11 protein-coding genes are annotated in these 12,025 nt (G+C 34.4%); 3 read left to right on the top strand and 8 right to left on the bottom strand.

Annotation, left to right across the window (positions count from 1 at the left end; genetic code table 11):
* Window positions 1-206: 206 nt before the first annotated feature.
* Window positions 207-761: a hypothetical protein gene (locus VFS71_RS14645; RefSeq protein ID WP_326402145.1), complete on the bottom strand. Its 555-nt coding sequence runs from the start codon at window positions 759-761 to the stop codon at window positions 207-209.
* A 341-nt stretch (window positions 762-1,102) separates the two neighbouring features.
* Window positions 1,103-1,870, bottom strand: a complete 768-nt coding sequence (locus tag VFS71_RS14640; RefSeq protein WP_326402143.1) for a sulfite exporter TauE/SafE family protein — start codon at window positions 1,868-1,870, stop codon at window positions 1,103-1,105.
* Window positions 1,871-2,065: 195 nt separating this feature from the next.
* Between VFS71_RS14640 and VFS71_RS14635 the strand changes: the two genes are divergently transcribed.
* Window positions 2,066-2,587, top strand: a complete 522-nt coding sequence (locus tag VFS71_RS14635; RefSeq protein ID WP_326402142.1) for a hypothetical protein — start codon at window positions 2,066-2,068, stop codon at window positions 2,585-2,587.
* A 51-nt stretch (window positions 2,588-2,638) separates the two neighbouring features.
* On the opposite strand, the gene VFS71_RS14630 is transcribed toward VFS71_RS14635, so the two are convergent.
* Entirely contained in the window at window positions 2,639-3,538 is a 900-nt protein-coding gene (locus VFS71_RS14630; protein ID WP_326402141.1) for a patatin-like phospholipase family protein, read from the bottom strand.
* Between the two features lie 114 nt (window positions 3,539-3,652).
* The gene (locus tag VFS71_RS14625; RefSeq protein WP_326402140.1) at window positions 3,653-5,716 is read right to left on the bottom strand and encodes a M1 family metallopeptidase; all 2,064 of its coding nucleotides are present in this window, start codon (window positions 5,714-5,716) and stop codon (window positions 3,653-3,655) included.
* A 101-nt stretch (window positions 5,717-5,817) separates the two neighbouring features.
* Here VFS71_RS14625 and VFS71_RS14620 point away from each other — a divergent pair, with 101 nt between their 5' ends.
* Window positions 5,818-6,555: a diphthine--ammonia ligase gene (locus VFS71_RS14620; protein WP_326402139.1), complete on the top strand. Its 738-nt coding sequence runs from the start codon at window positions 5,818-5,820 to the stop codon at window positions 6,553-6,555.
* A gap of 63 nt (window positions 6,556-6,618) precedes the next feature.
* Here the strand turns inward: VFS71_RS14620 and VFS71_RS14615 are convergent, their stop codons facing one another.
* The 4 genes from VFS71_RS14615 to VFS71_RS14600 form a co-directional block, all read right to left on the bottom strand.
* Window positions 6,619-8,103 (bottom strand): aminopeptidase P N-terminal domain-containing protein, encoded by a 1,485-nt coding sequence (locus tag VFS71_RS14615; protein WP_326402138.1) that lies wholly within the window; start codon window positions 8,101-8,103, stop codon window positions 6,619-6,621.
* Window positions 8,104-8,522: 419 nt separating this feature from the next.
* Window positions 8,523-8,954: a hypothetical protein gene (locus VFS71_RS14610; protein ID WP_326402137.1), complete on the bottom strand. Its 432-nt coding sequence runs from the start codon at window positions 8,952-8,954 to the stop codon at window positions 8,523-8,525.
* Window positions 8,955-9,040: 86 nt separating this feature from the next.
* Window positions 9,041-9,586, bottom strand: a complete 546-nt coding sequence (locus tag VFS71_RS14605; protein WP_326402136.1) for a DUF1697 domain-containing protein — start codon at window positions 9,584-9,586, stop codon at window positions 9,041-9,043.
* A gap of 57 nt (window positions 9,587-9,643) precedes the next feature.
* A complete protein-coding gene (locus VFS71_RS14600; RefSeq protein ID WP_326402135.1) occupies window positions 9,644-10,090 on the bottom strand; it encodes a YhcH/YjgK/YiaL family protein in 447 nt (148 codons plus the stop codon).
* Between the two features lie 180 nt (window positions 10,091-10,270).
* On the opposite strand from VFS71_RS14600, the gene recG reads away from it, so the two are divergent.
* On the top strand, window positions 10,271-12,025 hold a 1,755-nt coding region (gene recG, locus VFS71_RS14595; protein ID WP_326402134.1), incomplete at its 3' end, for an ATP-dependent DNA helicase RecG.

Genomic DNA, 12,025 nt, shown 5'->3' with positions numbered 1-12,025 from the left:
CGCTCCTATTTTGCTAAAGACACACCAATTGATTTTGAAAAAGTCAAATATAAATTTACAACTGTTGAATGCGTTGATAAATGATTTTTAGTTAAGACTAATTTAAACAAGAATTTTACTGATTTTCACTAATAGATGTGGTTATTGCAGTAATGTAATAATTCCACTAGCAAATTTGTGACAATCCGTGAAATTCTTGTTTGTTTTCAAATTTTGTCAAAAGTACTAAAATACATGTACCAATTCCATTCCCAGTTTTCACCCTTATCTTCCGAAAATGCCTGACTCCAAATAGGGTTGTCTTTGTCTCTAGCGTCCCAACGGAACGCAACTATTATTTCTTTTCCATTAAATATGTCTTTTGTGAAAAAATGGGCGATGTTATTTTCAAAAGAACCCACAACACCTGGCTGTAATATGCCTTCGTTCGAATCTGCCCAATAAATAGTCCAAAGTTTTGTTTTTGGATTAAAAAGTCTCAGTGACATTCCCTCAAAAGATTCACCATCAAATGTTGCAAGATAATTGTCAATATTTCCAATGCCATTCAGTATGCTATACATTTCTTGGGTTGATTCAAATTCAATCCATTCCTTGCAATTGTCCAAACGCGATTTTAGTTTTCGGTTTTTAAGTTTCCATTTGCCCTGATAAAAATCAAAATCATGTTTGGATGAAGTTGGTGAAGCTACAATTACTAAATTTTCACTTTCATCAAACTTTACTTTTGGGACTTTAATTGTGCCTTTGTTTTGTATCATTTAGTATTATTATTTTTAGAATATTTGTCTAGATCAAATTGTTAGATAATCAATAATGATGGTTATGTCCTTTTGAGGAACGAAGCAATCATATTTGCTATATCCTGCCCAATATGATATTTAATAGTAATAAAAATATGAAAAAATAGTCATGTATGACATTTGTTAATAATCTAAAAAAACTTCACTTTAACTAATCCCGTTATGTCTGCGTAAAGGATAGAAGCTAGCTACCCAAGTAGCGCGAATAGCCTGACCACCACTAGGAAAAAGGGCGTATAAGCGGTACTATTGGTTAGCCCTTTTTTCTAGTGGTGGTTACGCCCAAATAACAAAATGTATTACTTGAAAAATACATCATAGGCAAATCGAAGCAGTGTGCCTACAACGACTACCAAAAAGAAGATTCGGATGAATTTGTTTCCACGATTGATGGCTAGTTTGGCGCCTATCCATCCTCCTATTGCGTTACTACCGGCCATGGGTAAGGCGATTGCCCAAATGATTTTACCTTTTAGCATGAATAGACAAATAGAACCAAAATTAGTTGCGAGATTGACCATCTTGGCATTGGCGGAAGCGTGCAGGAAGTCAAATCCCATTATGGCGATGAAGGCAACAACTAAGAAGCTTCCCGTGCCAGGACCAATGAATCCGTCATAAAATCCCACAAAAAAACTGATTCCCACGGCATTCAAAATTTGTGTTCTTGGAGAAATGTCTCTGACTTGATGTTGTCCGAAATTTTTCTTGGCATAAGTGTAAATTGCTAATAATGATAAAATTACAAGTAATAAAGGTTTCATGAAATCATTACTCACATAGGTCAATAATGTAGATCCCAAAAATGCGGCAGGAAAAGCCAGCAGCATCATAATGATCAGGATTCTCCAATTGATAGTAACTCTTTTTAAGTATTGGTAAGCGGCAAATGAGGTACCACTAAAGGCTGGTATTTTTAAGGTTCCTATCACGGTAGATACAGGAAGATTGGGTAATAGTATGAGTCCTACGGGTGTTTGTATTAGTCCGCCACCACCTACTATGGCATCTATAAATCCTGCAAAAAAGGCAGCTAAGCAAAGTAATACGATGATGTAGGTTTCCATTTGATTTAATTTCGATTCTATATGATTTTTACTCTCAAAGGTGCAGAGTCGCAAAGAAAACAGTTTTAAACTTTGTGACTCAGCGACTTTGCGGGAGATCGCAAAAATACCATTCCACTTTATATTATTGCGAAAAATTTGCCATTGATTTAGTTTCAAAAACATTATTTTTGCTTTTTTTAAAACGAAAACAAAATGGATTTATCAAAATTGCTTGAATTACTGAGTTATACCTTGCCTGCGATTATAACTGGGATGGTTGCTTATTACTTTTTTAATTTACATACTAAAAATGAGGAAGGAAGACGTCGTTATTTATTGATGAAAGAGGGGCAAAAAAACTCGATGCCTTTGCGTTTGCAAGCATACGAGCGCATGACTTTGTTTTTGGAACGCATTAGTCTTTCAAATTTATTGATTAGAATTTCTCCGATTTCAACGGATAAAAATGATTATGCAAATTTTGTTATTGCCCAAATCGAACAAGAATTTGAACACAATTTGGCGCAGCAAATCTACATGACCGATGAGTGTTGGACAATCATCACTACTGCCAAAAATGCTACGATTCAGATGATTCGCAAAGCAGCTTTGAGTCCTACTGTAAATAATGCGGATCAATTGAGAGAAGCGATATTGAATGATTTATTGGAAAAACAAACGCCAAGCAATGCGGCTTTAGGTTATATCAAAAAAGAAGTAAGCCAGATGTGGTAATCTTTTGAGAATCTAAGTTTCTAAGAAACTTAGATTCTTAAGATTTTTTTCTCATCTAATTTCACTCATAATTTCACTTTTATTTTGGGCATATTTGAATCCTAACTGCCACCATTTTTTCATCTTTTTTTGATTAAAAATGAGGGCATTATTGGTTAGTTTGGTTGGGGTGTAATATAAATTGAGTTTTACATTATGGTTTGTGGCTGACAGTTTTCCTATAGATACATCGTGTTTTCCCAATTGATCTAAGGAAAACAGAAACAAATCGATCATTAGTGAAAATGGATTCTTTCCCAAAGTGGTTTTGGTTAATGTGATTTCAGTTTCCAGAATAATAACGTCTATTTCGGTAGCACCGCGATGAATGGCTTCTCTTATTGGAACCAAACTTGAAAATCCGCCATCACCATATTCGCATCCGTATTTTTTGACTAAACTCATGAAGGGTATATAATTACTGGATATCCAAATCCAATCGCAAAATTCATTGTATGTGCAGTTTTTAATCGATTTGTATTCAGCTTCGTTTTTGGAAATGTTAGTGACAGTAATCACTACATCGGTAGACAACGATTTTAAATATTCGAATTCGGGAACCGATAGATTGGTTTTGATGAATTTTTGAAGGTTTCTGCTTTCGCCAAAAGTTCTTTTTCCTCTCAAAAATTGTCGAACAACGTTGAAATGGTTAATCGTTACGTAATTTATTCTATTTTTCTTTTTGATAATAAAAGGATTGATGTCAAATATTTGATCCATACCGACATTGGTATAAATAGTATGGAGTTTTTCAATATTCCCCAAAGCCAGGTGCGGAATCAGCAAACTTCCGGTTGATGTTCCTAAAAATAAATCGTAGGTGCGCCCTTTGTTTTGCAACAAGTATTGAGCGACACCACCCGCAAATGCGCCTTTGCTACCTCCACCAGAAATGACTAATGCCCTCATTATTTAAGATTTTTGATTAGTGATTAACGATTTTTTATTTAATGACTTGAAATTTAATTTATTATATCTGCTGAGATGTGAATTCTTAAATTATTAGTCAGAAATTATAGATCCCTACTCTTTCAACAACCGATCCAATTGAAATTGCTCTTTTTCATTCAAACTGGGTAATATCGTTTGGAAAGCGCTTCTGATTTCAGGATTTTTTAATAAAATCCGAATATTTTCTCTTCCAAATTTAGAAAATTGCCACATGTGATGTATAGTCGCGTTGACTAAATTCTTTAAAACAACCTCGTTAATCACGTCGAAATTAATCAAATATTCCAAAGCGTTTTGTCTTGTCGTTGCTTCATAATTGGTTGAAGAATAATTGACCAATTCCTGGAGATACGTTTCTTTGTTTGCAGCATATTCCGGTGTTGAAAACGCCAATGACAACCACAGAATACGCAGATTGAAATCATTAAATCCTATCCAATCTTTGGTTTTTTCTAAATATTGCGTTCTTTTATTTTCAAAACTATTCCACAAATAATAGAGTGCAAATTCTTGAGTTTGATAGGATTTATCATCTAGCAATGTTTCATAATCTGCTCTGAATTCTTCGGGTATTTTTTGAAGTGTGCTGGCTACCGCTTGGCGAACTTGGACATTTTGGGTTTGCAACGCCAATCGCAATAATTGTTTTTTATCTTCAAATTTCTCTTTCATCAGCTGCCCAACAATAGAAGCTTTTACTGAAGAATACACATCCGATTGCAGTGTTTTTTCAAAAAAAGCGAATTTATCTGCCAATGGTTTGTTTCTGAGTTTGGTAACTTCAAGCTGTACTTGCATTGTTTTATTTTTGGCTAATAATCCATTGGCTATTTCACTGTTAAAAGTAGATGATTCCAGCCATACCTTGCTGAAATTTACCAAATCATAGTTGGAAACTTTTTTAATTTCATCAAAGAAATTTTGTGTAGTCACGTTTTGATAGGCATATTTCTTTAGATAATTCTTCACGGTTTTTTTGAAAGCTTTCTCCCCTATTCCTTCTCTTAAAACGTGTAACGCCCAAGCTCCTTTTTGGTAGAATGACAACGAACTCGCTTTAGTATTCAGAACTGGAATAGTATCTGTTTTAGAGGCCTGTTTGAGTTGCATGGACGATTCGTATAATTTGGAATAAAAATAATCTTCCCCATAAATTTCTTTTTCTGCTAGCAAGGCATAATAAGTCGCAAATCCTTCCTGAAGCCAATGGTCTTTTCCGCTTTCTGCCGTAACCAAATCGCCAAACCATTGATGCGCCAGCTCGTGCGCATTGACATTGGTATAACTTCTGTCTTCAAAACCAACGTCATCGACCACATAACGGGTCATAAATAATGTTGTACTAGTGTTTTCCATTCCAGCATACAAAAATTCTGAAACCGGAACTTGTCTGTAAATTTCCCAAGGGTACTTCACTCCTATTTCCTTTTCCAAATAATCGAACATTTCTTTGGAATAGCGATAGGTTGGCTCTTGCTTAGCAATATCTTTTGGATTTATGTACATTTCCAAAGGGATTCCTGATTTAGCTTTTCGTGTGCTTTCGTCAAATTTTCCAATTGCAAGTACCAATAAATAGGAACTCATAGGTTTTTTCATTTCGTAACTCCAATGGGTTGCATTTTGATCAGCTATTTTGTTTTTTAAAACACCGTTGGATAATACTTGGTACTTGGAATTAAAAACAATATCCATATTGAAAATCACTTTTTCATTGACGTCATCAAAACTCGGGAACCAATGACTGGTGTATTTCCCTTGTCCTTGTGTCCAAATCTCAAGATTGTCTGTGTTTTCGGAACCTACAAAATATAAAGTTTGTTTAGGTTTGGCCTCGTATGAAAACTGAATTGAATTTTTACCTTTTTGGAATGGATAAATCAAAAACAATTTTTTTCCATTCGTGGTAAACGAAATCTTTTTGCCTTTCAGTTTCACTTCTGTAAACGTCATATTCTGTGCATCGATTTTGATAGTATCAATGGCTTTCAACACTTCAAACGTATAGATAACATCACCACTAATGCTTTTATTGTTTGGATTAATGGTGATATTACCACTAACGGTTTTGAAATCAACCGATTTGGTCTGTTGTGCGAATGCAAATGTGTATAGAAACAGGAAAAGGTATTTCATTAAAATTGAATTTGAAGCTAAGTTATCCAAAGTTACAAAGGTTTAACCAACAAATCGTACTAAATTTGCATATTAAACCCGAATAAATTAAGAGAAAACCATTGAAAAAGAAAGCCCTATTTAATTGGAGCAGCGGTAAAGATTCTGCTTTGGCACTTTACAAAATCCTGCAAAATGATGAGTATGAAATCAGTTGTTTGTTAACGAGTGTGAATCAGCAGTTTCAGCGCATTTCTATGCATGGCGTTCGGGTAGAATTATTGGAACAACAAGCCCAAAGTATTGGATTACCGCTCGAAATTATGCAAATTCCCGAAATGCCAACAATGGAAGTGTACGAAGCAGTTATGCAAACTACACTCTTCAAATTAAAGGAACAAGGAGTTACTCACTCTATTTTTGGAGATATTTTTTTAGAGGATTTACGAAAATACAGAGAAGATAAATTGGCAGAAATAGGTTTTGAAGGTGTGTTCCCGCTTTGGAAAATTCCCACTCCCGATTTGATTCAGGAATTCATAGCATTAGGTTTCAAGACGATTGTGGTTTGTGTTAACGAACGATTTTTGGACAAAAGTTTTGTTGGACGTGTTATTGACCAGGCTTTTATAAACGATTTACCTGAAAACGTTGATGTTTGCGGCGAAAATGGAGAATTCCATACTTTTACTTTTGATGGACCAATTTTTAGTAAACCCATTTCATTTGAAATTGGTGAAGTGGTTTATCGTAAATATGAAAAACCAAAAGAAGAAGATTCATCAGATACTGCTTGTGATACTTCAGCTTCGGATGCTTTTGACTATGGATTTTGGTATTGTGATCTGGTGTCAAAATAAGTATATAAAAAAGCTCCGTAATTTAGTTGTTACGGAGCTTTTAGGTTTATTAAAATAAATATTCTAGTCTAGCTTTGGTAAATTGAAATTGTCGAAAAGGCTCTTTTCAGCCATAAGGACTTCTATTTCATTAGATTTTCTAGGTGCGTCTGCAGATAAATTTATAGGATCATTATCAGTTACCAAGATGTCATCTTCGATTCGCACCGCAATTCCCCACCATTTTTTATCACAATCACTTCCATTTGGAATATAAATACCCGGTTCAACAGTAAGTACCATATCTTTCTCAAATGTGTTGTACATTCCAGGATCGTGTACATCCAGTCCAATATGATGTGAAGTTCCGTGAGGGAAATATTTTCTAGATTCTTCAGCTGTTTTTATGATTCCTAATTTCATTAAACCATTCGTAATAATATCGCGTGCAGCTTTGTCTGGAGCCGTAAAGCTATTTCCAATTTTAACTGTTGCAATACCTGCTTCTTGGGCTTCAAAAACTAAATCATAGATTATTTTTTGCTCAGCTGAAAATTTACCGCTCGCGGGAATTGTTCGGGTTACATCGGCTGTATATCCGTGATATTCAGCTCCTAAGTCCATTAGAACCAAATCATTTTCGACCTTCATTTTGCTGTTTTCAATATAATGCAAAACACAACCGTTATTTCCAGCTCCTACTATTGAAGGATATCCTTCGTACTCACTACCATATTTTTTGTAGACAAATTCATGAATGCCTTGAATCTCTGCTTCAGACATTCCTGGATGCATCGCTTTCATAGTTTCGCGCTGCCCCATTGCTGAAATGCGAACTGCTTTGGTCAATAAAACCATTTCTTCTTTAGACTTAACTTCACGCAAACTTGCCATATAGGTAGTGATAGCTTTAGTGTCTATATTCGCTTTTTTGGCTGCAATACTTTTAGTTGAATTGATTTCATTCGAAATATTAGAATCGGTTTTGACTTCTGTTTTTGTATTGTAGCCAATTTGACCTTTAAACGAACCAATTAATTTATATAAATTTGCCTCTTCTTTTTTAGAGTCACGATAATCGTCTTTGAAATCAGTAAAAAACACGTTGCTAAAACTATAAAAATCAATACCAGAGTTTAGAAATTCTTTTCCATTAAGAGCATTCTCAAAACCCAAACTTTTTTTGGCTCCATCAACTCCCAAGCGAACGCCAGTCCATTGTTCTGCTCTTGCATTTTTTTCTTGAACATAAAGTAGTTCGTTATATTTTTTGCCTTCTTTATTCGTTTGATTATCCGAAAAAATCACCAAGACACAATTAGGCTCTTTATATCCTGTCAAATAATAAAAATCTGGATCCTGATGGTATATAAAATCGACATCATTAGCTCTATTTCGAACAGCATTCCCAAAAAAAACTGCTACACTATTCTTTGGCATTTTTTTACGTAAAGCTTCTCTCCGTTCTTTATGAAATTGAGCCGATAAATAATCATTAGGATTGCCATTCTGAGCTATTGTTGTACAAATTATAGCCAGAGTGAGAATAATAGAAAGTTTGAATTTCATTTTTTTTTTGATTTAAGGATTAGTTGCCACTTTGTTTTTGACAAATCAGAAAGTAAATATAAATATTTTTTGCAGTTGGTATATTTTTTTTCTTTCTAAGGAATTTAAAAAAAAAATGAGCTCGATTATTAATTTTGTAGCAGAAACATTTGGCTTTTTTGTGATTATAGTCCCGCTATTCGTTACAATCTTATAAGCCGAACCCCGGCTTATAAGGATTTTCACTTCTATCGGGGCTAAGTGTTAGCATTCTGTCTTTTTTTGCTATCATTTAAAAAATAGAAACAACCGAGTTCTGGTTATAAATAAAAAAAAAGAACAATAAAGTAAAAATACTTTAGAGTTCTCTTTTCCAAAAATTGTAATAATTGAAATTAACCAAACATCAAATTATTAACAATACGGGTAAACAATCCTTATCAATTTACCTTTTCGTAATCTAATCCAGGGCCATCACAGTTTCTCCAGGTACTGGACAAAGTAGTAGAAGCTGAAAAATAAAGTTCTTCTTTTAGATTCCCATAACAGCTTCCTATAAGTTCGCTTTCCTTGGGATATGTTAATTCTAAATACAAAACATCAGAATTATTTTGAGTAGTATATGTACCCGAAACTGTTGTTTTGACTGTGTTTCGGGTTCTGGATTTTGTAAATGTTCCGTTATTGTTGAACAAATAGGATTCTTGCCAATCCATTGCAGTTCCTGTGGTTACAGAATTAATCATGGATCCAGACATTTTTACTAATGTCCATTTTCCATGATAATCGGCTGTAGTTGTGGTTTCTTCTTTGTCTTTTGTGCAAGAAGAAAAAACAGCAAGGAAAATAACAATAATAGCAAGACTTTTCATCCTTAAGTTTTAGAGTTACTTAATAAGATGCTTTAAATTGCAAAAGGTTGCGTCAAAGTGTAATTATTTTTTTGAAAAAGATAAATTTATCTCTCCTCATACATTTTTAGCAACTGTGTCACGGTATTCCAATTGCGAATTGTTGCCGTAACATTCAGTTTTTTCTCAATGTATTTTTGGTCAAATCTTGTTTTTCCTGCTCCTACAGAATATTTAATGTAGATTCTGCTTTCATCGATATGTGCTTCATCGGGTTTTACCTGACTCATTTTTAAATCGTTCATACTGTCACTTCGCAAGGCTATGGAAACAAAAGCTACATATAATTTTTTAATGTCAACTTCTTTCTCTTTCAAAAAAGGATTGTTTTTGAAACAGTTTTCCAAATCAGTTTTCCCTATAACAACAATAGGAACTTCGTGCCCAAAAGCCTTGAAAATTTCCTGTTTGATTTTGAAACCAACTGATGCCGCATTATCCTCTTCGGTATCCACAAAAACATTTCCTGATTGGATATAGGTTTGTACATTTTGAAAACCAATAGCTTCTAAAGTTGTTTTCAAAGCTTCCATTTTTATCATATTGTGACCGGAAACATTGATGCCACGAAGTAGTGCGAGATGAGTTGTCATTTTTTTAGTTTTATTTTAGGAAAAGTATTCTGTTAATTGATGGTAAAGGAGAGTTTGTTAAATTTTTACCTTAACAACCACTTTTTTTACTTTCGAAATTTGTCCAGCTTTTACACATGGTCTATGTAAATCCTCCGGAAAAAACAGAGTAAACATTCCCTCCTCCACTCTAATCATTGACGTTTCTCCATTATAGAAAGTATAATCTTTTTCTAAGTTTTCTTCAACAGAAACCTGATTAGTCAATGGAGCAAATCCCATTAATTCAACTCCCTTAATAACATACTGAATGTCGATGTATTTGTGGTGTCCTTCAAGAACACAATCTTTCTCTTCTTTGGTGTCGTATTCTTGAACAATAGCAAAAACATCATCATTATCGATTTGGTGTTTCCCTGATTCTATTGAAACTAAATCAGTTTCAGTAATAAATTCAAATCCTTTAGCCAATCTTTTGGTAAGCTTGCTGTATAGTCTGTAATTTTCAATTTTATCGATAACCATTTTATGTTTTTTTAATTTGATTTCAAAGGTATTGTGAATTATAGGAATTTCCTAAATAATCCCATTTTCAAATTTCCAAACAAAAAACTATCTTCGCTTTTTCTTTTTTGAAAGATTTAATGATTGTTTTAGTTTAATAAATCCAACAATCTAATAGTCCAAAAGTCCAAATAATCTATAATGTCCAATAACCTCTTAGAAACTCCCATAGAATATCTCAAAGGCGTTGGTCCCAATCGGGGCGCGTTGTTGCGTAAGGAATTGGGGATTTTTAAATACGGAGATTTAGTCAATTTTTTTCCGAATCGTTATATTGACCGCACTCGTTATTATAAGATTAATGAGTTGCAAAACAATATTGCCGAAGTACAGATTGTTGGTAAAATCATTAATATTAAAACTGTTGAATTTGGTCGTAACCAAAAACGATTGGTGGCCACATTTGTTGACGATACGGGACAAATGGATCTCAACTGGTTTCAAGGACACAAATGGATTAAAGAGAGTTTGAAGCTTAACGAAGTCATTGTGATTTTTGGAAAATGCTCCCAATACGGTAGTCAATACAATATGGCTCATCCTGAAATCGAGTTGTTGAGTGAGCATGAGAAAAGCTTGCGTTCGGCGATGCAACCCGTTTATCCTTCGACTGAAACATTGACCAATCGAGGAATAACGAATCGCGTTGTGAATAAAATGATGCAACAATTGTTTCTCGAAACTCAAGCTTTATTTAGTGAAACCTTGCCTTCTTATTTAACAAACGAACTCAAGTTGATTCCCAAAAATGCAGCTTTATTCAATATTCATTTTCCCAAAAGTGCCGAAATTTTGGCAAAAGCCCAATTCCGATTAAAATTTGAAGAATTGTTTTTTATTCAACTACAACTGATTACTAAGAATTTGATTCGGAAGCATAAAATCAAAGGACTTCCGTTTTCGAAAGTAGGAGAATTTTTCAATGAGTTTTATCAAAATCATTTACCGTTTGAATTAACAAATGCTCAAAAAAGGGTTATTAAGGAAATAAGAACCGACATGGGCAGTAATGCTCAAATGAACAGATTACTACAAGGTGACGTAGGATCTGGTAAAACCATTGTGGCTTTTATGAGTATGTTATTGGCTTTGGATAATGGCTACCAAGCTTGTTTGATGGCACCGACCGAGATTTTGGCTAATCAGCATTTTATAGGGCTGTCAGAATTGGCGAAGTCTTTAAATATAAATATAAAAATCCTCACGGGTTCAACAAAAATTGCTGCTAGAAGAATCATACACGAAGAGCTGGAAAATGGTACTTTGCAAATTATCATTGGTACACACGCATTATTGGAAGACAAAGTGAAATTTCAAAATTTAGGCCTGGCGGTAATTGATGAACAACACCGTTTTGGAGTTGAACAACGATCCAAATTGTGGAAGAAAAATTCAGTTCCACCCCATATTTTGGTGATGACAGCTACTCCTATTCCTAGAACTTTGGCGATGAGTTTATATGGGGATTTAGACATCTCCGTTATTGATGAATTACCTCCGGGCAGAAAACCCATTCAAACCGTGCACCGTTTTGATTCCAATCGATTGAAAGTATGGAAATTTATTCGGGACGAAATTGCACTGGGTCGCCAAATTTATATCGTTTATCCGTTGATTCAGGAGTCGGAAAAAATGGACTACAAAGACTTGATGGATGGTTACGAAAGTATTTCCCGTGATTTTCCATTGCCACAATATTCCGTTTCGATTCTTCACGGAAAAATGAAACCTGATGAAAAAGATTCTGAAATGAAACGTTTCTCAGAAGGCAAAACAAATATTATGGTAGCCACAACCGTTATTGAAGTGGGCGTAAATGTACCCAATGCTTCCGTAATGGTAATTGAAAGTGCTGAACGTTTTGGTTTGTCGCAATTGCATCAGTTGCGTGGCCGA

The organism is Flavobacterium sp. (assembly GCF_035760125.1).
Taxonomy (GTDB): domain Bacteria; phylum Bacteroidota; class Bacteroidia; order Flavobacteriales; family Flavobacteriaceae; genus Flavobacterium.
Note: the sequence above shows the minus strand (reverse complement) of the source record. Positions and strands in the feature narration are given on the sequence as shown.